Here is a 19,590-nt window from a genome sequence, read left to right as displayed (position 1 = left end):
GGTGGTCACCGCCGGGGCGCCGCGCCGCCGCCTCGCCCCCGAGGTACGACGGGCCCAGCTGCTCGCGGTCGCCGAACGGGTGTTCGCCGAGCACGGCTACCAGGGCACGGCGGTCGAGGACATCGCGGCCGCGGCCGGGGTGACCCGGACGCTGATCTACAAGTACTTCGCCGACAAGGACGCCATCTACCTGGAGTGCCTGCGGGCCGCGCGCGACGAGCTCGACACCGCGCTCGTGACAGCCGCCGGGGGAGCGGCGACGCCGGAGGACCAGCTGCGGGCAGGGCTGCGGGCCTACTTCCGGTTCGTCCGCGACCGTGGCTCGACCTGGGACGTGCTCTTCGGGGGCGGTGCGGCGGTCGCCGGCGGCGTGGTGGAGGCGGCGGCCGAGCTGCGCTACGCGACGGCCGAGGCGATCGCCGTGCTGGTGCGGGCCGCGGCACCGCACGTCGACGACGAGTCCGCGTCGGCGTACGCCCACGCGATCTCGGGTGCCGCCGAGCAGCTCGCCAAGTGGTGGCGCCGGCACCCGGAGGTCGCGGTCGACGTCCTCGTCGAGCGGATGATGGACGCGCTCTGGACCGGCCTCCGGGCGATCGCCGACGAGGCCTAGCCGCGCTTGGCCCGGAACGCTCCGGGCCCGTTGCGCAGGCCGAGCCACAGCGCCGCCTCGCCCCAGGTACGACGCGGGTCGGGCTCCTTGCCGGCGCCCATCCGGTGCAGCTGGTCGGTGTGCCAGGACAGGTCGAGCGCGCCGTCGAGCTGCTTGAGGTTGGCGACCTTGCCGAGCACGGGACGCAGCCCGGCCTTGACCTGCGCGCTGGGCAGGGTGGTGCGGCCGTCCTCGAGGATGGCGCGCGGGGCGTCGGGGAGCAGGCAGGTCGGCCGGCCGAGGCCGACGAGGTCGCAGTCGCCCGAGGCGACGGCCGCCTCCATGGCGGTGCTGGAGCGGAAGCCGCCCGTCACCGCGATCGGTACGCCGGCCGCGAGGTCGCGCACCGAGGCGGCGTACTCGAGGAAGTAGGCCTCGCGCGCGGCCGTCGAGGCGCGCATCGTGCCCATCATCGCGGGCGCCTCGTAGGAGCCGCCGCTGATCTCGATGAGGTCGATGCCCTCGGCGACGAGCGCGGCGACGACCTCGCGCGACTCGTCCTCGGTGAACCCGCCGCGCTGGAAGTCGGCGGAGTTGAGCTTGATGCCGACCGCGAAGCCGGGGGAGGTGGCGGCGCGGATCGCGCGCAGCACCTCGATCACGAACCGGCGGCGGCGCTCGGCGTCCCCGCCCCAGTCGTCGTCGCGCTGGTTGGTGAGCGGGGAGAGGAACTGGGTGACGAGGTAGCCGTGCGCGCCGTGGATCTGGACGCCCGCGAAGCCGGCGCTCTCGGCGACCGAGGAGGCGGTCGCGTAGCGCTCGACGATCTCGCGGATCTCGGCGTCCTCGAGCGGGCGCGGCTTGACCGCGCCGGGCACGCGCGCGGTGACGGCGCTCGGTGCGACGGGCCGGGTCCGGCCGACGAGGGCGTTGGCCTGGCGGCCGGGGTGGTTGACCTGCATCCACAGCGGCGTGCCGCCGTCCTGGAAGTCGCGCGCCCACGCGCGCAGGCCGTCGAGGTGGCGCTCGTCCTCGATGACGACATTGCCCGGCTCGCCACGGTGGCGGCGGTCGACCATGACGTTGCCGGTCACGACCAGGCCGTAGCCGCCGCGCGCCCAGCGTGCGTAGAGGCGCTGGAGCCGCTCGGACGGACCGCAGTCGCGCTCGCCGAGGGACTCGCTCAGGGCCGACTTCATGAACCGGTTGGCCAGCTGCTGGCCGCCGGGGAGGGTGAGCGGGGACGAGAGGTGGGTGGTCATGCGGAGACCTTCTTCTTCGTAGGCGAAGCGAGGGAGACGGTGAGCCGGCGCGAGACGGCCGCGAACGGTCGCTGGTAGGCCGCGCCAAGCACCCGGACCACGAGGTCGACCGCGACGGCGTCCGCACCGATGAGGACCTTGGGCCGGCGCCGCCGGACCCCGCGCAGGATGGTCCGCGCGGCGGTCTCGGGCGAGGTGCGGGTGAGCTTGTCGTTGAAGGTCCGCGCGATGCTGGAGGTGTCGGCCGCGTTGCTGGCGGTCGCGTTGTTGACGATGTTGGTCTTGATGCCGCCGGGGTGCACGCAGGTGACGCCGACGGGGTGTCCGGCCAGGAGCATCTCCTGGCGCAGCGCCTCGGTGAACCCGCGGACCGCGAACTTGGCGGCGTTGTAGGAGCTCTGGGTCGGTACGCCGAACAGCCCGAAGATGCTGGAGATGTTGACGACGTGACCCTCGCCCGAGGCGACCAGGTGGGGGAGGAACGCCTTGGTGCCGTGCACGACGCCCCAGAAGTCGACGTCGAGGACCTTCTCGATGTCCTCGTAGGGGCTCTCCTCGACGGTGCCGAAGATGGTGATGCCGGCGTTGTTGACGACGAGGTTGACGGTGCCGAAGTGCGCGGCGACAGCGTCCGCCCAGGCGTGGACGGCGGCCCGGTCGCGCACGTCGAGCACGGTGGTGTGCGCCGTGGTCCCGCGGGACTCGAGGAGGGCGGCCGTCTCGGCGAGACCGGCGGCGTCCCAGTCGCTGAGCGCGACCCGGGCGCCCTCGGCGGCGAGCTGGAGCGCGAGCGCGCGGCCGATGCCCGAGCCGGCTCCGGTGACGACGGCGACCTTGTCCTGGAAGTCCTTCATGGGCGCCGAACCTAGTTCCCAGTCGAGTGACTTGACAAGTCATCCGACTTGCAAACTTCGCGAGACCTGCGCCACGATCGCGCCATGAGCACCAGGGGCCGCCGCCAGGTCGATCGTCGCGCCGCGACGACCGAGCGGCTGCTCGACGCGACCATCGAGTGCCTCGCCGCCGAGGGGTACGTCGCCACGACGACCCGCCGCGTCGCCGAGCGCGCGGGCGTCAGCCAGGGCGCCCAGCAGCACTACTTCCCGACCAAGGCCGCGCTCGTCGACGCCGCGATGACCCGGCTGGTCGAGCAGCTCCTCGCCGACGCCGCCGCCCGCGGGGTCGAGGCCGCCACCGAGCGGGAGCGCGCCGAGGCGCTGCTCGAGCTGATCTGGGAGATCCACCACCTGTCGATCACCCCGGCGGTGCTCGAGCTGTTCAACGTGGCCCGCACCGAGCCGGTCCTGGCCCAGCGGGTCGCCGAGATCATCTGCGCCGGCATGGGCGAGATCGAGGCGCTCGCGGCGACCGCGCTGCCGTCGTACGCGGGGCGGGAGGGGTTCGGGGACTTCATCCAGATCGCGATGGCCACGGTCCGCGGGACCGTCGTCGTCGCCGCGATCCCCGGCGCCACTGCGGCGCACCCGTCGTGGCCGGCGCTCAAGGCGCACCTCCTGGGGAGCCTGGAGCGGCTAGGCTCACCCGCATGACCCTCCGGAAGCACTAGGACGCCGCGGCTCGTTCCCGCGTCCCTGCTCACCCTTCCCGTTCCGGAGGAACACCCATGTCCGGCGTCACCGACGCCGGGAGCACCCGCCTGCTTCTCGCCGGCCCCGCGGTCGCGCGCACCTTCGCGTGCGCCCTGCTCGGCCGGCTCGCCTACGGCGTGCTCCCGCTCTGCTTCCTGTTCACCGTCCGCGACGCCACCGGCTCCCTGGCGCTCGCGGCGTCCGCCTCGGCCCTGCTCGGGCTCGCCACGCTGGCGATGCCCGTCCACGCACGGCTCATCGACCGGCTCGGCCAGCAGCGCGTGCTGCCGGTCGCGGCCGCCTGCTGGTCCGCCTGCCTCGTCGCCGGCGTGGTCCTCGCCCAGGGCGAGCACCCATCCGCGGCCTGGCTCGCACTGGCCTTCCTGACCGGGCTCAGCGGCCCGGTGCTCGGCCCCTCGATGCGCGCGCAGTGGCGCGAGATCGCACCTGAGGGACCCCAGCGGCGGCGGGCCTACGCGCTCGACGCGATCGGCGAGGAGTCGCTCTACCTCGTCGGCCCGATCGTGGCGGGCCTGGTGCTTGCCACCGGACCCGCGTGGGCCGGGCTGCTCGTCGCGGCCACGCTGGTGTGGTGCGGCACGCTCGGGCTGGTCGGGTCGCCGTACCGGCCGGCGGTGGGGGGCACCGGCGCCGCCCACGAGCGATCCCGGGGCGGTCCCGCGTCGGCGCTCGGCGGACTCGTCGCCGCCCTGGCCCTGTTCGGCGCCGGCAGCGCGGCGGTCTTCGTCGGCATCGCGGCCCTGGCCGACCGCGCCGGACGCCCCGGCCTGGCCGGCCTGGTCGAGGCCGCGCTCGCGGTCGGCGCTGTCACCGGCGGCCTGCTGTGGGCCCGGCACGGCCGGAACCGTCCCGCCGGTGGCGTGCTCGCCCTGCTCCTCGTCGTGCTCGCCCTCGCCCAGGGCGTCGTCGCGCTCGCGGGCGGGCTCCTCGTCGCGGCCCTCGTCCTGGCGGTCGGCGGCCTGGCGACGTCGCCCGTCTTCGTGGTCGCCTACGCCGCCGTGGACGAGCGGGTGCCGGCCGCTCGCCGTACCGAGATGTCGACGTGGGTCAACGTCGGCGTCAACGGCGGCAGCGCCCTCGGTACGGCGCTCGCCGGGCTGGTCGCAGGCGGGGGAGCGGCGCTGCCGTTCGCCCTGGCCGCGGGCCTGTCGGCCGGTGCGGCCGGGGTAGCGGTCGCGTGGGGCAGGATGTCCGGCACCGTGCACGCCGAGGAGGCATCGTGAGCGAGCAGCGACCTGAGCCGGTCCCGGCCTTCGTCGAGTCGCCCGGACGCGGGGTCGACCTGACGTTCGGGGACGCCTGGCCGGGGTTCGGCGAGGCGTTCGCCGACAGCGTGTCGTCGATGCCCCCTCGGGGCCGGCGCGGCAAGCGGCTGTCGACGTACTGGATCGACCGCGCGCTCGCCCGGCTCGCGCTCCCAGCGCCGGGGCCCGGCGCGGAGCTGAGCCTGGCCGGGGGCAACGACACGGCGCTGGTCCGAATCGGGGACATGGTGGTCGCGCGCTCGCTCTACGAGCTGTTCGACGACGAGGCGCTGTCGGTCGAGGTCGTCGCCGGTGCGCTCCGGGCGTGGCGGGTGCGGGTGATCGAGCGGCGTCGCGCCTTCGCGATCCCCCAGACCTACCGGCGCGTGGCCCATCGGCGCGTAGTCTGGCGGCGGGCGCGCGGCCGCGGGTGACCCGAGTGAACCCACCCGGCACAATGGCGCCATGGCCATCCACATCACCGACGACGCCGCCGCCGACGAGCTGCTGACGACCAACTCCTTCGCGCTGCTGGTCGGGATGATGCTGGACCAGCAGTACCCGATGGAGCACGCCTTCATGGGCCCCCAGAAGGTGTTCGGCCGGTTCGGCAGCTTCGACCCGGCGGCGATCGCCGTGGCCGACCCCGAGGAGTTCGCGGCGCTGTGCGCGACGACGCCGGCGATCCACCGCTTCCCGGGGTCGATGTCGGCCCGGCTGCAGGAGCTGGCCCGCATCGTCGTCGACCAGTACGACGGCCGCGCCGAGCGGATCTGGACCGAGGCGGCCGACGGCAAGGACCTGATGAAGCGGCTCCAGGCGCTGCCGGGCTTCGGCGCGCAGAAGGCGAAGATCTTCGTGGCGCTGGTGGCCAAGCAGCTCGAGGTCCGGCCGGCGGGCTGGGAGAAGGCGGCGGGCGACTACGCGCTCGACGGGTTCCGCTCGGTCGCCGACGTCGTCGACCCGGTCTCGCTGCAGAAGGTGCGCGACTACAAGAAGGCCGCCAAGGCGGCGGCCAAGGCCGGATGAGGCCCGCCTGGTTGAACGCCGGGTGAGACTGGCCTGAGAGCATCCTGAGGGCCCGGTGGCACGAGTCCTTCAGTGCCCGTGGCAGAATAACTTCAGCGGTCTTGACACCTCCGGTCTTTGCCGCGCCCTAGAACCGTCAGCATCGAGAGGTGTTCGTGTCCTCGAACCATCGTTCGGTCCCGCCCGCCCTGCTCGGCCACCCGTCCATCGTCGCGCTGATCGAGCGCGGAACTCCGGTGGGCAGCGTCACGGCCGAGGACGTCCGGCAGGCTTTCGCCGCCGCTGAAGTCGCGCCCGCCCAGCTCAAGGCCCTGATGGCGCACCTCGCCGGCCTGGGCATCTCCGTCGCGCTCGGCTCGCCCGTCGAGCAGCGCGCCGTGGCTGCGGCCGCGCGCAAGACGGCGGCGAGCACGGCGACGACCGCCAAGAAGGCGCCGGCGAAGAAGCCCGAGGCCGCCAAGCCGGCCCCGAAGCCCGCTCCGCCCAAGGCGGCGGCTCCGGCCGCTCCGGCGGCTGCGGCCCCGGCCGCGGCGAAGAAGGCCGCGCCGGCCAAGAAGGCCGACGCGCCCGCCGCCGACGCCGCGGCGCCGGCCGAGGCCGCCCCCGCGGTGGGCCCTGACGGCAAGAAGGTGCTCCCGGACATCTCCGATGAGCAGTTCGAGAAGGACGTCGCCGCCGACCCCACCATCAAGGAGGACGAGGAGGAGGCCAGCGCCACGTCCTCGTTCGTGGTCTCGGCCGCCGACGACACCGACGAGCCTGCCCAGCAGGTCATGGTCGCCGGTGCGACGGCCGACCCGGTCAAGGACTACCTCAAGCAGATCGGCAAGGTGCCGCTCCTCAACGCCGAGATGGAGGTCTCCCTCGCCAAGCGGATCGAGGCCGGCCTCTTCTCCGACGAGAAGCTCGCCCGTGGCGGCAAGATCGCGCCCAAGCTCCTCGAGGAGCTGGAGTGGATCGCCGAGGACGGCCGCCGCGCCAAGAACCACCTGCTCGAGGCCAACCTGCGTCTCGTCGTCTCGCTGGCCAAGCGCTACACCGGCCGCGGCATGCTCTTCCTGGACCTGATCCAGGAGGGCAACCTCGGTCTGATCCGTGCGGTCGAGAAGTTCGACTACACCAAGGGCTACAAGTTCTCGACCTACGCGACCTGGTGGATCCGGCAGGCGATCACCCGCGCCATGGCCGACCAGGCCCGCACCATCAGGATCCCGGTCCACATGGTCGAGGTCATCAACAAGCTCGCCCGCGTCCAGCGCCAGATGCTGCAGGACCTCGGTCGCGAGCCCACGCCCGAAGAGCTCGCCAAGGAGCTCGACATGACCCCCGAGAAGGTCGTGGAGGTCCAGAAGTACGGTCGTGAGCCGATCTCGCTGCACACCCCCCTGGGTGAGGACGGCGACTCGGAGTTCGGTGACCTGATCGAGGACTCCGAGGCGATCGTCCCGGCCGACGCGGTCAGCTTCACGCTCCTGCAGGAGCAGCTGCACGCCGTCCTCGACACGCTCTCGGAGCGCGAGGCGGGCGTGGTGTCGATGCGGTTCGGCCTCACCGACGGCCAGCCCAAGACGCTCGACGAGATCGGCAAGGTCTACGGCGTGACCCGCGAGCGGATCCGCCAGATCGAGTCCAAGACGATGTCGAAGCTGCGGCACCCGTCGCGCTCGCAGGTCCTGCGCGACTACCTCGACTGACGAGAACCAGCCGTGCCGGCGAGGACGACCACCAGCGTGGTCGTCCTCGCCGCGTTTTTGGCGGGCTGCAGCGCCGAACCGACCCGGGACCGGACGCCGCCGCCGAAGGTGCCGGCGACCGCCGCGCCGACCCCGACGACGCCGGCCGCGCGGCCGGCCACCTTCGACCCCGCGACGGCGTACGCCGCCGTGCGCCACCTCTCGGTCCGGATCGGCCCGCGGCTGGCCACCGGGCCCGGCTTCCGCCGCGCCGCCGACTGGGCGGCGGGCGAGCTGGAGGACGCGGGCTACCAGGTGTCGCGACAGGGGTTCGCCGTCCCGGCCGGTGACTCCTGGGGCGTGCCGGTTCGGGCCGGGCGCAGCCAGAACGTGGTCGCCGTGCCGCGCGGCTTCGACCCCGGGCGACCGCACCTCGTGCTCGGCGCGCACCTCGACACCGTGGCGGTCTCGCCCGGCGCGGAGGACAACGCCTCGGGCGTGGGGGTGCTGCTCGCGCTCGCGCGCACGGACCTGCGGGCGCGGCTGCCGGTGGTGCTGGTGCTCTTCGGGGCCGAGGAGCCGCGGGGCACCGGGGACGGTGACCACCACTACGGCTCGCGGTACTACGTCGCCGGGCTGACCGCGCCCGAGCGTCGCGCGGTGCGCGGCATGCTGGCGCTCGACCGGGTCGGGGTGGGCGTCGTCGTCCCGGTGGGCAGTGCGACCGCGGACCCGCCGGCGGCGCTGGTCCGGGCGGCGCGTCGCGCCGGGGTGCCGCACGCGGCCGAGACGGGGCAGCGCTCCAGCGACCACTGGTCGTTCGTCCGCGCGGGGCTGCCGGGGCTGCGCGTGGGCAGCACGCCCTATGCGGGCTACCACAACGCCCGCGACCTGCCCGGCCTCGTGGACGCCGCCCAGCTCGACCGGGTGGGCCGGCTGGTGCTGGCCTGGCTACGGGGCTGAGGCGCGGAACGGTCCGGTGCTGTGGCCCCAGACGTCGCCCAGGATGTCGGCGGCCAGCGGGCCCCGGACCGGGCGTGGCGCGAAGTCGTCGTCCATCGCGTAGGGGACCAGGTCGAAGCCCTTGAGCTCGGTGTCCCAGAACACGGCCTCCAGGACGACCCCCTGCTGGGTCTGGGTCATGAAGTCCATGTCGAACACGAAGTTGCCGAGCGAGTGCGCGACCAGCGCGCCGTCGTACCACTCGATGCCCTGGACCCAGTGCGGGTGCCCGCCGACGACCAGGTCGGTGCCCGCACCGGTGAGCCGGCGCGCGACGCGGTGCTGGATCGGCTCGGCGACGTGGGTGTACTGGGTGCCCCAGTGCGGGAGGACGATGACCACGTCGGCCTCGTGGTCGAGCCGGCGGACGAGGCGCTCGACGTGGGCGAGGTCGCTCTCGACGAGCGGGCCGGTGCGCGGGGGCATCCGTACCGACAGCGCGCCGGGACGACGGGACGTCGCCCGCGGGGTCTCGCCGATCGCGTTGAAGCCGATCACCGCGAAGCGCACGCCGTGGCGCTCGGCGACGTACGCCGCGCTCGCCTCGGCCCGGTCGCGCCCGGCGCCGAAGGAGCGGACCGGTCCGTCGCCGAGCAGGTCGAGCGTGCGCAGGAGGGCACGCTCGCCGAAGTCGCCGGTGTGGTTGTCGGCGAGGGACATCGCGTCGAAGCCGGCGTCGGCGAGCCCGTCGAGGACCGCCGGCGGTGCGGCGAACGAGTCGTCGCCCTGGTGGGGCGTCCCGTCGTCGGAGAGCGTGCTCTCCAGCGTGCCGAGGGTCAGGTCAGCGGAGCGCAGCCGGCGCTGGAGCGGGCGCAGCGGCAGGCTCGGGTCGCCGGCGGCGGCCGCACGCGCGCCGACCCGGCGGCCGAGCATGACGTCGCCGACCACGCTCAGCGTCGTCACCTCCGGCGGTGGCGGGCCGGCGACCCGGAGCGGGTAGTCGGCCGGGCGGCGCAGCGGGTCCACGCCGGCGACCCGGGCCGGCCGTACCGTCGCGTCGATCTCGGACGCGGGGACGAGGGCGACGGCGTCGCGGTCGCGGCGTACCTCGCGGAGGCCGGGGACCACCCGCAGCGGCCGGTCGGACCCGTCGAGCGGGCGCCACGTGGTGACCTCGCCGGCGACGAGTGCCTCCGCCGTGGCGAGCGTGATCCGCGGCGCGGGCCGTGAGGCGTGCACGGCGACGACGAGGGGGTCGCGGGAGGTGACCGCCGGGGTGCCGGCGGGCGTGGGTGGGTCCGGTGGCGGCTCGGCCGGGGCCGTGCAGCCGAGCACCAGCGCGAGCCCGGCGCCGAGGATGCCGAGCCCGAGAGCACCGCGGCGCCGGGTCACGCCCGTCATCGTCGCCGAACGGTCGGGCCGGGTCCAGCCTCAGTCGCCGGCCGGGACGATCATCGGCGTCCCCGCCACCGGATCCGGTACGACGACGCACGGCAGCCCGAACGCCTCCTCGACCACCGCGGCGGTCACCACCTCGGCCGGCGGCCCCTCGGCGAGGATCCGCCCGCCGGCCATGACGACGAGGTGGTCGCTGTAGCGGCAGGCGAGGTTGAGGTCGTGCAGCACGGTGACGATCGTGCGCCCGGTGGCCCGGTTGAGGCTGCGCAGCAGCCGGAGCAGGTCGACCTGGTGGCTGATGTCGAGATAGGTGGTGGGCTCGTCGAGGAGGAGCAGGTCGGTCTCCTGGGCGAGCGCCATGGCGATCCAGACCCGCTGCCGCTGGCCCCCGGACAGCGCGTGGAGGGGGCGGTCGACGAGGTCGACGGTGTCGGTCGCGTCGAGGGCGGCGGCGACCGCGGCCTCGTCGCCGGTGGACCAGCTGCGGAACCAGCCCTGGTGCGGGTGCCGGCCGCGGGCGACGAGGTCGGCGACGGTGATCCCGTCGGGGGCGACGGGGGTCTGGGGGAGCAGGCCCAGGATCCGGGCGACCTCGCGCGAGGCGCGGTCGAGGATCGGGGTGCCGTCGAGCAGCACCTCGCCGCTCGAGGGACGCAGCAGCCGGGCCAGTCCGCGCAGCAGGGTGGACTTGCCGCACGCGTTGGCGCCGACGATCGCGGTGACCCGGCCGTCGAGGACGTCGAGGTCGAGGGCGTCGACGACGGTCCGGTCGTCGTACCCGAGGGACAGCGAGCGCGCTGCCAGTCGTGGGGTCGCGGTCATCCGCCCATCCCTCTCCGGTTGGTGGTGGCGATCAGCCACAGCAGGTACGGCGCCCCGACGGCGCCGGTGACGACGCCGGTCGGCATCTCGACGGGCAGGACGTTGACCGCGATGTAGTCCGCGACCAGGCACAGGATCGCGCCGGTGGCGCCGGCCGCGACGATGCTGCCGCGTGCGGGCCCGAGCAGCCGGTCGGCGACCGGGCCGGCGACCAGGGCGACGAACGTGATGGGTCCGGCGACGGCGGTGGCCAGCGCGGTCAGCAGCACGGCGACGCCGATGAGGGCGAGCCGGCTCGGCTCCAGGCGGGTGCCCAGGCCGCGGGCGGTGTCGTCGCCGAGCTCGAGCGAGCGCAGCATCCGCTGGAGCAGCGGGACGGTCGGGGCCAGCGCGAGCAGGCACCAGAGCAGGACCTCGTTCTCGGCGTCCCCGGCCTGGCCGATCGAGCCGGTCAGCCAGTGCAGCGCCTCGCGCGCCTCGGTCAGGGAGGTCCGGGTCAGCAGGTAGCCGGTGATGCCGGTCGCGAACGCCGACATGCCGATGCCGATCAGGATGAACCGGTAGCCGCTGACCCCGTCGCGCCAGGCCAGGAGGTACATCGCCAGCGCGAACACGAGCGCACCCACGAGGGCGAGCAGCGGGATGCTGAGGCCGGCCAGCGCGGGGACCGCGATGCCGGCGACGGCGAACACGCTCGCGCCCGCCGAGATCCCGACGAAGTCCGGCGAGGCCAGCGGGTTGCGCAGCAGCTGCTGGAAGATCGTGCCGGCGGCGCCGAGCGCGATCCCGACGCCGATCGCGGCCTTGACCTGGGGGAAGACCAGGTCCTGGACGATGAAGTCGACCGCCGGGTTCTCGCGGGTGCCCAGGAGCGAGCCGAGCACCTGGTCCAGGCTCAGCCGCACCGAGCCGAAGCACAGCGTGACCAGGCCGAGCACGACCGTGAGCACCAGCAGCACCGCCGGTACGACGAGCGCCCGGCGCGCGCGGCTGCGGCGGACCCGGCGCAGCGCGGTCGTCGCTGTCGTCGCGGCCGGGGTTCCGGCCGCCGCCGGGGCGCTCACAGCTCCGCCAGCCGGGTCGAGCGCACGAGCGCGATGAAGAACGGGGCGCCCAGCACGCCGAGCACGACCCCCACCTGGAGCTCGCCGGGCGAGCCGAGGATCCGGCCGAGGATGTCGGCGCCGAGCAGGAGCAGCGGGCCGAGCAGCAAGCAGTAGGGGAGGATCCAGCGGTAGTCCGGCCCGCAGATCGCGCGCGCCACGTGCGGCACGACGAGGCCGACGAAGACGATCGGTCCGCAGGCGGCGGTCGCCGCGCCGCAGAGCACGGCGACGACGGCGAAGAGGCCGATCCGGGTCCGGGTCAGCGAGATGCCCAGGCCGCGGGCGGCGTCCTCGCCGAGCGCCAGGGCGTTGAGCGGACGGCCGCAGAGCACGCCGATCGCGAGCGCGACGAGCAGCACGGGCGCGACGCCGGTGACGATGGGGGCGTAGCGACCGGCCAGCGAGCCGACCTGCCAGAACCGGAACTCGTTCTGGGCCTGGAGGTCGGTCAGCAGCAGGCCGATGGTGACCGCGCTGAGCCCCGCGGTGATCGCGGCGCCGGCCAGGGCCATCTTGACGGGCGTCGCGCCGTCGCGCCCGAGTGAGCCGACGCCGTACACGAGGGCGGTGGCGGCGAGGGCGCCGACGAACGCGAGCACCACGTGCACCTCGATGGCGGTGAGCCCGGCGACGGTGATGCCGAGGACGACCGCCAGCGCCGCGCCGGCCTCGATGCCCATGATCGACGGGTCGGCCAGGGCGTTGCGGGTCAGTCCCTGCAGGATCGCCCCGGCCACGCCGAGCGCGGCGCCGACGAGCACGCCGAGGATCGTCCGGGGGACCCGGAGCCGGACCGTCACGGTGTCGTCGGTGGTCACCGTGCCCAGGTGGCGCAGTGCGTCGACGACGTCGTGTAGCCCGATCTCGCGGGAGCCCTGGGTGATGCTGAGGAAGGAGACGACCAGCAGCAGGAGCAGCAGGGCGACGAGGCCGCCCGGCCGGCTCAGACGAGCGCGTGCGCGGACGCCGCGAGCGGCGTCAGTCACCGATCGAGTCGTCGAGTCCGGAGAGCTGCTCGGTCAGCTTGGTCAGCGCCGTGGCGTAGTGACCGTAGGTGTGCAGCCAGAAGCCCGGCCACTCCACGATCTGGTCGGCCTTGGCGGCGCGGATCGAGTTCCAGGTCGGCTGGGACTGCACGGTCTTGCGGTCGGCGGCCATGCTGCGGTTGTCGAACATCAGCACGTCGGGCTGGTACTTGTCGGCGTTCTCCCAGCTGAGGTTCTCCCAGTAGGGGAAGCCCTTGTCGGGGGAGTCGGGCTCGATGATGTCGAGGCCCCAGCGGTCGAAGTCGAGCAGCTCGGGGGCGTACTCCGGGTTGGCGACGTAGAGCAGGTCGCTGGCGGGGGAGACGGCCAGCGCGGTGAAGTCCTTCTCGTCCATCGCGGCGACGAAGGTGTCGCGCGCCTTCTCGAAGGCGGCCTTGTCCTTGGCCCCCTGGGAGTTCTCGACGTCGGCACCCAGGCTCTCGGCGAGGTCCTCGTAGCCCTCGGCGAGGTCGAGGATCGAGTCACCCTGGGAGATGCCGACGACCGGGGCGAGCTCGGCGATCTTCTTGCTCTTGGCCTTGACGCCCTCCTCCATGCCGGAGTGGGCCTTCTCGGCCGGCCACCAGTCGGCCACGATCAGGTCGGGGGAGAGGGTGGACGCCTTGGCGACGTCGATGGAGCCCCACTCCTCGCCCAGGATCTCGATGCCGCTCAGGTCCAGGCCCTGCAGGTTCGGGTCGGTCTTGACCGACTCGTCGCCGTAGATCCCGACCGGGCGGATGCCGTACGCCATCAGCGCGGCCGCCTCGGCGGAGTGGGCGATGATCCGGGTCGGCACCTCGTCGAGCTCGACCTTCTCACCGGAGCCGTCGGTGAACGACCACGGGCCCTCCGGGGTGGCGGACGCGCCGGAGGCGGGCTCGGCGTCGTTGTCGCCCTTGACGTCGGAGGAGCAGGCGGTCAGCGCCAGGGCCAGGGCACCAGCCACGGCCAGCGACAGGGGGGATCTCATGAGGAAAGGCTAACCTAAGCGATCCTCGCCCTGGCAGGCGTCCGGAAAAACGCGCGAGGCCCCGAGGACGTGCCTCGGGGCCTCGGGTCCGACGTGGGTCAGTCGGCGACGGGCGCCGGCTTGTCGGAGAGCTTGTGGGTCTCGTCGTGGAAGCTGACCGCGATCTCCTTGAGCGCGTCACCGTGCTCACGGGCGTGGTGGGCGCAGAAGAGGAGCTCGCCGCCGGACGCGAGCTCTACCCGGAGGTAGGACTGTGCGCCACAACGGTCGCAGCGGTCCTCCGCGGTCAGCGGAGCGCTGGGAGCAACAGCAGTGGTCATCTCTCGGCCTCACTTTCTAGCGATCGCCATCCTTATCGGATGTCGTCCGGATCAACGTAGCGACTAGGTCAAAGATTCCCGTCTCCGGGTGGTCCATGCCACGTTCACCACAACTCCATCCAAGCATCCGGATCGCGTCCGGTGCTTGATTTTCCACTGCCTGAAACCAGGCTGTGATCATCCGATCGACCAGGATCCCCTGACCCGAGCGGACTCACCCGGCCGATGCTCGTCATGGTCCTCCCGGCGACCCGGGTGTGCCTGCACCACGTCCCGGCGTGTCGCCGGTAGATTCATCCCTTTGGAACACCGTTTCGCCGCAGCGCCCCCGATGAAGGAGCCGGTCATCGCCGACAACACCTACAACGCCGCCCACCTGCTGGTCCTCGAGGGCCTCGAAGCCGTGCGGAAGCGTCCCGGGATGTACATCGGCTCCACCGACACCCGGGGGCTGATGCACTGCCTGTGGGAGATCATCGACAACGGCGTGGACGAGGCCCTCGGCGGCTTCGCGCGCACGGTCGAGGTCACCCTGCACCCCGACGACTCCGTCGAGGTCTACGACGACGGTCGCGGCATCCCGACCGACAAGGAGCCCAAGACCGGGCTCCCCGGCGTCGAGGTCGTGGCGACCAAGCTCCACGCGGGCGGCAAGTTCGGCGGCGGCTCGTACGTCGCCACCGGTGGTCTGCACGGCGTCGGCCTCTCGGTCGTCAACGCGCTCTCGAGCCGGATGGACATCGACGTCGACCGCTCGCCGGCCCGCCAGGGGCTGAGCTTCCGGCGCGGCGTGCCCGGCGTCTTCGACGGCGAGGGCCCCACGGCGTCCTTCGAGCCGCGCTCGGGCCTGACCCGCAAGGGCGGCCGGGTGGCCAAGGGCAAGTCGGGCACCCGCATCCAGTTCTGGCCCGACCGCCAGATCTTCACCAAGGACGCCGACTTCATCCTCGACGGCCTGATCGGCCGCGCCCGCCAGACGTCGTTCATCGTGCCCGGTCTCGAGCTGGTCATCCGCGACCAGCGCGCCGCCGACAAGGCGGAGTGGACCGAGGAGAGGTTCCGCCACGACGGCGGCATCGGCGAGTTCTGCGACTACCTCGCCACCGGCGACCCGGTCACCGAGGTGCTCCGGCTCCAGGGCAGCGACGTTTTCACCGAGACCGTCCCGCTGCTCGACGACAAGGGCCACATGACGCCCCAGGACGTCGAGCGCGAGCTCACCGTCGACGTCGCCGTGCGCTGGGGCTCGGGCTACGAGAGCGAGCTGCGCTCCTTCGTCAACGTGATCGCCACCCCCAAGGGCGGCACCCACGTCTCCGGCTTCGAGACCGCCCTGACCAAGACGTTCAACGACGCCATGCGCGCCTCCAAGGCGCTCAAGGTCAACGACGACGACGTGATCAAGGACGACATCCTCGAGGGCATGACCGCCGTGGTCACCGTCCGCCTCGCCGAGCCGCAGTTCGAGGGGCAGACCAAGGAGATCCTCGGTACGCCGGCCGCGCGGACCGTCGTCCGCCGGGTGGTGGCCAAGGAGCTCAAGGAGTTCCTGACCTCGACCAAGCGTGCCGAGAAGGCGCAGGCCAAGCTCCTCATGGAGAAGGTCGTCTCGGCGTCCAAGACCCGCATCGCCGCGCGTCAGCACAAGGAGACCCAGCGCCGCAAGAACGCCCTGGAGTCCTCGTCCCTGCCCGCCAAGCTCGCCGACTGCCGCTCCGGCGACAACGAGCGCACCGAGCTCTTCATCGTCGAGGGTGACTCCGCGCTCGGCACCGCCAAGCTCGCCCGCAACGCCGAGTTCCAGGCCCTGCTGCCCATCCGCGGCAAGATCCTCAACGTCCAGAAGGCCTCGGTCGGCGACATGCTCAAGAACACCGAGTGCGCCTCGATCATCCAGGTCGTCGGCGCCGGCTCCGGCCGTACCTTCGAGCTCGACGCCCGCCGCTACGGCCGGATCATCTTCATGGCCGACGCCGACTCCGACGGCGCCCACATCCGCACGCTGCTCGCGACGCTCTTCTTCAAGTACATGCCCGACCTGGTCAAGGCCGGCCGCGTCTACTCCGCCGTCCCGCCGCTGCACCGGATCGAGATCTCCGCGCCCAAGAAGGGCCAGGAGAAGTACGTCTACACCTATTCCGACGACGAGCTGCAGCGCAAGCTCGCCGAGCTCAAGAAGAAGAACGTCAAGTGGAAGGACCCGGTCCAGCGCTACAAGGGTCTGGGCGAGATGGACGCCGACCAGCTGGCCGAGACGACCATGGACCCGCGGCGTCGTACGCTGCGGCGGCTGACGGTCGACGAGCTCGAGGTGGCCTCGGAGGTGTTCGAGCTGCTCATGGGCAGCGACGTGGCGCCGCGCAAGGAGTTCATCATCCAGGGGGCCTACGAGGTCGACATGGAGGCGCTCGACGCCTGACCGGGCGAGCGCCGGCGGTCAGCCCGCCAGGATCACCAGCTCACCCGTCGCCCGCGTCATCGCGACGTAGCGGTCGACCGCGCCCTCGATGCCGTCCCCGAAGGCGTCCGGCTCCACCAGGACGACGAGGTCGAACTCCAGCCCCTTGACCAGCTCGGGCGGGAGCGAGCGGACCCGCCCCGACCGCACGACGTACGACGGCGCCCCGATCACGCACGCCACCCCCTCGCCGTCGGGGTGCTCGGCGAGCCAGGCGTCGACGACGGCGTCGAGGTCGGCGGGGGAGCCGTGGCGGACGGGGACGCCTGAGCGGCGGATCGAGGTGGGGACGTTGGCGTCGGGGAGGGCCGCGCGGATGACGGGCTCGGCCTCGGCCATGACCTCCTCGGGGGTGCGGTAGTTCACGCTCAGCGAGGCGAGGGAGATCCGGTCCAGGCCGGCGGCGGTGAGCCGCGACGTCCAGGAGTCGGTGAAGCCGTGGCGGGCCTGGGCGCGGTCGCCGACGACGGTGAAGCTGCGGGAGGGACAGCGCAGCAGGAGCATCTGCCACTCGGCGTCGGTGAGCTCCTGGGCCTCGTCGACGACGACGTGGGCGAAGGGGCCGGCCAGGAGGTCCGGGTCGGCGTCGGGGACGGCGGCGGGGTCGTCGAGGGCACCGCGGAGGTCCTCGCCGCGCAGCATCGACATGATCATCAGGTCCGAGTCGTCACTGGCGATGAGGTGGTCGACGACGGCGGACATCTCCTCGCGGTCGGCGGCGCGCTGGGCCGCCTGGCGCTGGCGGCGCGCCGAGGCGGTGCGGTCGCCGAGGCGCAGGCGGGCGGCGTCGAGGAGGGGGAGGTCGGCGGTGGTCCAGGGGGATCCCTCGGGGCGGCGCAGCGCCCGCTGCTCCTCGGGCGAGAGCCAGGGCGCGCAGGCGCGCAGGTAGGCGGGGACCGCCCACAGGTCGGCGACGACGTCGGTGTGGGACAGGAGCGGCCAGGCGCCGTGGAGGGTGTCGACGAGCTCGGGGTGGCGGCGCAGGGCGGCCCGCAGGGCGTCCTCGGGAACGTCCGTGGACTCCGCGTCGAGCTTGTCGACGAGGATGTCGAGCAGCGCGTCCCAGACCTGGTCGCGCGCCTCGTTGTGGGGGACGCCGGGCTCGGGCGCGCCGAACGCCTCGGCCCAGTCCGCGGTGCTCACCCAGAAGTCGGCCCACGGGGTGTCGACCGGCATCCCCTGGGCCGGCGGCTCCTCGTAGATCGCGACCGCCTTGTCGATCGCGCCGACGAGCGCGGCCGAGGACTTGAGCCGGGCCACCTCCGCGTCCGCCTCCGGTACGGCGGCCGCGCCCTCGGGCACCAGGTCGGCCAGGGTGCAGGTCTGGACGCCCTCCTCGCCCAGGCTCGGCAGCACGTCGGCGACATAGGCCAGGTAGGGGCGGTGCGGGCCGACGAACAGGATCCCGCCGCGGTGGTGGCCCTCGCGGCCCAGGCGCGGGTCGGCATACAGGAGGTAGGCCGAGCGGTGCAGCGCGACGACGGTCTTGCCGGTGCCGGGCCCGCCGTCGACGACGAGGGTGCCGCGCGAACCGGCCCGGATGATCGCGTCCTGGTCGGACTGGATGGTGCCGAGGACGTCGCGCATCCGCTCCGAGCGGGCGCCGCCGAGGCTGGCGATGAAGGCGGACTGGTCGTCGAGCGCGGCGCGGTTGCCGGGGTCGTCGAGACCCTCGGCGGTGAACACCTCGTCCCAGTAGTCGGTGATCCGGCCGCCGGTCCAGCGGTAGCGGCGCCGGCTGACCAGGCCGAGGGGGTGGGCGTGGGTGGCGGCGAAGAAGGCCTCGGCCGCGGGCGAGCGCCAGTCGACGAGCAGCCGGCGCCCGTCGGGGTCGGTCAGGCCGAGCCGGCCGACGTACACGGGGTCGGGGGAGTCGGCGGCGACCATCCGGCCCAGGCACAGGTCCCAGCCGAAGCGGCGCAGCGCGCGCAGCCGGCTGCTGAGCCGGTGCACCTCCTGGTCGCGCTCCAGCGCCCCGGTCCCGCTGCCGCCGGGGGCGCGGCGGGCCTCGTCGAGGCGGGCGGTGAGGTCGGCGACGGTGTGCTCGATGCTGGCGGCGATGGCGGCCAGGTGCGCCTCGTCGTGGCTGATCAGGGACGGGTCGGTCTTGGCGGAGAGGCGGTCGGGCAGGGCGAAGGGAGAAGCGGTCCGAGGCGTCACGGCGGGAGATTCTCCGGTACGGACGGGGCCTTGCGGCAAGCCCCCATGGGCGCTATACGTTGATAGTGGTGATGAGCGCCGACCGCGCGGCCGTCGTCAAAGCGCTCAAGTCTCACGGCGCCAAGGCACGTCGCGGCCATCTGAGGATCGCCGTCGGCGACCTCTTCTGGTACGTCGACCCGCGGGTCGAGGGCTCCGGACCGAGCGCCGCGCTCCGCCTCGAGGTCGGCTGCTGGCCGCCGGCGCTGCCGCCCGAGCCCGACGGCGGCGCGGTCGACTGCCCGCTGCTGATGGACGTCCCGCTGGGCTCCGACCCGGTCGCGCGCACCGGCGAGCTCGTCGCCCAGGTCGGCGCGATCGGTGACCTGGCGACGCTGGCGGGCGCGCTCGGCGACCTGCCGGGGGCGCTGGTCGACCAGGCCCTGCGCGACCTGCTCTAGCCCGCGCGTACCGGCCCGTCGCCCGACGGGTGGCCGGGCTCAGACCTCCTGGCTGAGCAGCCCGGTGTCGACGTCGTAGATGAACCCGCCGACCTTGACCGACTCGGGGATGAGCGGGTGCGAGCGGACCTTGCGGACGTCCTCGGCGAGCGACTGCTTCTGGTCCGCGATCACGTGGAAGGCGTGCCAGGTGACGTCGTGGCCCACGGCGGCGCCGATCTTGTCGTGGATCTCGGCCTCGGTGCTGGAGGCCATCGCGCAGCGGGTGTGCGGGATCACCAGGATCCGGTCGACGTTGAGCAGGTGGGCGCCGAGGACGAGTGCCTCGAGCGCGGCCTCGGTCACCCGGCCGCCCGGGTTGCGGAAGATCTTGGCGTCGCCGTAGTCGAGGCCGAGCATCCGCAGCGGGTCGATGCGGGAGTCCATGCAGGTGACGATGGCGACCCCGGCGTGGGCCTTTCCGTCGAAACCGGCCTGGTCGAACGTCGCGGCGTAGTCCTGGTTGGCCTTCAGCAGATCATCGAAATCGCCCATGG

19 protein-coding genes are annotated in these 19,590 nt (G+C 73.3%); 9 read left to right on the top strand and 10 right to left on the bottom strand.

Going from position 1 to position 19,590, the window contains the following annotated elements; all coding sequences use genetic code 11:
• Position 1: 1 nt before the first annotated feature.
• Positions 2 to 613: a TetR/AcrR family transcriptional regulator gene (locus M0M48_RS13715; RefSeq protein ID WP_215816998.1), complete on the top strand. Its 612-nt coding sequence runs from the start codon at positions 2 to 4 to the stop codon at positions 611 to 613.
• Here the strand turns inward: M0M48_RS13715 and M0M48_RS13710 are convergent.
• The gene (locus M0M48_RS13710; RefSeq protein WP_257751574.1) at positions 610 to 1,854 is read right to left on the bottom strand and encodes an NADH:flavin oxidoreductase/NADH oxidase family protein; all 1,245 of its coding nucleotides are present in this window, start codon (positions 1,852 to 1,854) and stop codon (positions 610 to 612) included. The genes M0M48_RS13715 and M0M48_RS13710 overlap by 4 nt on opposite strands.
• Positions 1,851 to 2,708, bottom strand: coding sequence for an SDR family NAD(P)-dependent oxidoreductase (locus M0M48_RS13705; protein WP_257751573.1), 858 nt, complete (start codon positions 2,706 to 2,708; stop codon positions 1,851 to 1,853). Before M0M48_RS13705 ends, M0M48_RS13710 begins: the two co-directional genes overlap by 4 nt.
• An 84-nt stretch (positions 2,709 to 2,792) precedes the next feature.
• On the opposite strand from M0M48_RS13705, the gene M0M48_RS13700 reads away from it, so the two are divergent.
• The 6 genes from M0M48_RS13700 (at position 2,793) to M0M48_RS13675 (ending at position 8,373) form a co-directional block, all read left to right on the top strand.
• On the top strand, positions 2,793 to 3,404 hold the full coding sequence (locus tag M0M48_RS13700) for a TetR/AcrR family transcriptional regulator (RefSeq protein ID WP_257751572.1): 612 nt from the start codon (positions 2,793 to 2,795) through the stop codon (positions 3,402 to 3,404).
• Positions 3,405 to 3,478: 74 nt separating this feature from the next.
• On the top strand, positions 3,479 to 4,687 hold the full coding sequence (locus M0M48_RS13695) for an MFS transporter (RefSeq protein WP_257751571.1): 1,209 nt from the start codon (positions 3,479 to 3,481) through the stop codon (positions 4,685 to 4,687).
• Complete coding sequence (locus M0M48_RS13690) at positions 4,684 to 5,142, top strand: hypothetical protein (RefSeq protein WP_257751570.1); 459 nt, start codon at positions 4,684 to 4,686, stop codon at positions 5,140 to 5,142. The genes M0M48_RS13695 and M0M48_RS13690 overlap by 4 nt, the downstream gene beginning before the upstream one ends.
• Before the next feature lie 31 nt (positions 5,143 to 5,173).
• The gene (locus M0M48_RS13685; RefSeq protein ID WP_215816993.1) at positions 5,174 to 5,737 is read left to right on the top strand and encodes an HhH-GPD-type base excision DNA repair protein; all 564 of its coding nucleotides are present in this window, start codon (positions 5,174 to 5,176) and stop codon (positions 5,735 to 5,737) included.
• A gap of 149 nt (positions 5,738 to 5,886) precedes the next feature.
• Positions 5,887 to 7,431 carry an RNA polymerase sigma factor gene (locus M0M48_RS13680; RefSeq protein WP_215816992.1) on the top strand — a complete coding sequence of 515 codons (1,545 nt, stop codon included), beginning with the start codon at positions 5,887 to 5,889 and terminating at the stop codon, positions 7,429 to 7,431.
• Between the two features lie 12 nt (positions 7,432 to 7,443).
• Complete coding sequence (locus M0M48_RS13675; RefSeq protein ID WP_257751569.1) at positions 7,444 to 8,373, top strand: M28 family metallopeptidase; 930 nt, start codon at positions 7,444 to 7,446, stop codon at positions 8,371 to 8,373.
• On the opposite strand, the gene M0M48_RS13670 is transcribed toward M0M48_RS13675, so the two are convergent.
• The 6 genes from M0M48_RS13670 to M0M48_RS13645 all read right to left on the bottom strand — a co-directional run bounded on the left by M0M48_RS13670 (position 8,362) and on the right by M0M48_RS13645 (position 13,996).
• Positions 8,362 to 9,744 carry a CapA family protein gene (locus M0M48_RS13670; RefSeq protein ID WP_257751568.1) on the bottom strand — a complete coding sequence of 461 codons (1,383 nt, stop codon included), beginning with the start codon at positions 9,742 to 9,744 and terminating at the stop codon, positions 8,362 to 8,364. The genes M0M48_RS13675 and M0M48_RS13670 overlap by 12 nt on opposite strands.
• Positions 9,745 to 9,783: 39 nt before the next feature.
• Positions 9,784 to 10,572, bottom strand: a complete 789-nt coding sequence (locus M0M48_RS13665) for an ABC transporter ATP-binding protein (RefSeq protein WP_215816990.1) — start codon at positions 10,570 to 10,572, stop codon at positions 9,784 to 9,786.
• On the bottom strand, positions 10,569 to 11,636 hold the full coding sequence (locus M0M48_RS13660) for a FecCD family ABC transporter permease (RefSeq protein WP_257751567.1): 1,068 nt from the start codon (positions 11,634 to 11,636) through the stop codon (positions 10,569 to 10,571). The genes M0M48_RS13665 and M0M48_RS13660 overlap by 4 nt, the downstream gene beginning before the upstream one ends.
• Positions 11,633 to 12,664: a FecCD family ABC transporter permease gene (locus M0M48_RS13655; protein WP_257751566.1), complete on the bottom strand. Its 1,032-nt coding sequence runs from the start codon at positions 12,662 to 12,664 to the stop codon at positions 11,633 to 11,635. Before M0M48_RS13655 ends, M0M48_RS13660 begins: the two co-directional genes overlap by 4 nt.
• Positions 12,657 to 13,676 carry an ABC transporter substrate-binding protein gene (locus M0M48_RS13650; protein WP_257751565.1) on the bottom strand — a complete coding sequence of 340 codons (1,020 nt, stop codon included), beginning with the start codon at positions 13,674 to 13,676 and terminating at the stop codon, positions 12,657 to 12,659. The genes M0M48_RS13655 and M0M48_RS13650 overlap by 8 nt, the downstream gene beginning before the upstream one ends.
• 98 nt (positions 13,677 to 13,774) lie before the next feature.
• Complete coding sequence (locus M0M48_RS13645) at positions 13,775 to 13,996, bottom strand: DUF7455 domain-containing protein (RefSeq protein ID WP_215816988.1); 222 nt, start codon at positions 13,994 to 13,996, stop codon at positions 13,775 to 13,777.
• Between the two features lie 331 nt (positions 13,997 to 14,327).
• Between M0M48_RS13645 and M0M48_RS13640 the strand changes: the two genes are divergently transcribed.
• Complete coding sequence (locus tag M0M48_RS13640; RefSeq protein ID WP_215816987.1) at positions 14,328 to 16,415, top strand: DNA gyrase/topoisomerase IV subunit B; 2,088 nt, start codon at positions 14,328 to 14,330, stop codon at positions 16,413 to 16,415.
• A gap of 18 nt (positions 16,416 to 16,433) precedes the next feature.
• Here the strand turns inward: M0M48_RS13640 and helR are convergent, their stop codons facing one another.
• On the bottom strand, positions 16,434 to 18,614 hold the full coding sequence (gene helR / locus M0M48_RS13635) for an RNA polymerase recycling motor ATPase HelR (protein WP_257751564.1): 2,181 nt from the start codon (positions 18,612 to 18,614) through the stop codon (positions 16,434 to 16,436).
• Between the two features lie 71 nt (positions 18,615 to 18,685).
• Between helR and M0M48_RS13630 the strand changes: the two genes are divergently transcribed.
• Positions 18,686 to 19,054 carry a hypothetical protein gene (locus tag M0M48_RS13630; protein ID WP_257751563.1) on the top strand — a complete coding sequence of 123 codons (369 nt, stop codon included), beginning with the start codon at positions 18,686 to 18,688 and terminating at the stop codon, positions 19,052 to 19,054.
• A 39-nt stretch (positions 19,055 to 19,093) separates the two neighbouring features.
• Here M0M48_RS13630 and M0M48_RS13625 read toward each other — a convergent pair whose 3' ends face one another.
• Complete coding sequence (locus M0M48_RS13625) at positions 19,094 to 19,588, bottom strand: beta-class carbonic anhydrase (RefSeq protein ID WP_215816984.1); 495 nt, start codon at positions 19,586 to 19,588, stop codon at positions 19,094 to 19,096.
• Between the last annotated feature and the right edge of the window lie 2 nt (positions 19,589 to 19,590).

Origin of the sequence: Pimelobacter simplex (assembly GCF_024662235.1) — a bacterium.
In the GTDB taxonomy this organism is placed as follows: domain Bacteria; phylum Actinomycetota; class Actinomycetes; order Propionibacteriales; family Nocardioidaceae; genus Nocardioides.
This window is presented reverse-complemented; position numbering and strand designations above follow the sequence as displayed.

Excerpts from the sequence above, each read along its gene's own strand:
- M0M48_RS13710 (WP_257751574.1), bottom strand. The coding sequence starts at position 1,854 with ATGACCACCCACCTCTCGTCCCCGCTCACCCTCCCCGGCGGCCAGCAG.
- M0M48_RS13705 (WP_257751573.1), bottom strand. The coding sequence starts at position 2,708 with ATGAAGGACTTCCAGGACAAGGTCGCCGTCGTCACCGGAGCCGGCTCG.
- M0M48_RS13700 (WP_257751572.1), top strand. The coding sequence starts at position 2,793 with ATGAGCACCAGGGGCCGCCGCCAGGTCGATCGTCGCGCCGCGACGACC.
- M0M48_RS13695 (WP_257751571.1), top strand. The coding sequence starts at position 3,479 with ATGTCCGGCGTCACCGACGCCGGGAGCACCCGCCTGCTTCTCGCCGGC.
- M0M48_RS13685 (WP_215816993.1), top strand. The coding sequence starts at position 5,174 with ATGGCCATCCACATCACCGACGACGCCGCCGCCGACGAGCTGCTGACG.
- M0M48_RS13665 (WP_215816990.1), bottom strand. The coding sequence starts at position 10,572 with ATGACCGCGACCCCACGACTGGCAGCGCGCTCGCTGTCCCTCGGGTAC.
- M0M48_RS13650 (WP_257751565.1), bottom strand. The coding sequence starts at position 13,676 with ATGAGATCCCCCCTGTCGCTGGCCGTGGCTGGTGCCCTGGCCCTGGCG.
- M0M48_RS13645 (WP_215816988.1), bottom strand. The coding sequence starts at position 13,996 with ATGACCACTGCTGTTGCTCCCAGCGCTCCGCTGACCGCGGAGGACCGC.
- M0M48_RS13640 (WP_215816987.1), top strand. The coding sequence starts at position 14,328 with ATGAAGGAGCCGGTCATCGCCGACAACACCTACAACGCCGCCCACCTG.
- M0M48_RS13630 (WP_257751563.1), top strand. The coding sequence starts at position 18,686 with ATGAGCGCCGACCGCGCGGCCGTCGTCAAAGCGCTCAAGTCTCACGGC.
- M0M48_RS13625 (WP_215816984.1), bottom strand. The coding sequence starts at position 19,588 with ATGGGCGATTTCGATGATCTGCTGAAGGCCAACCAGGACTACGCCGCG.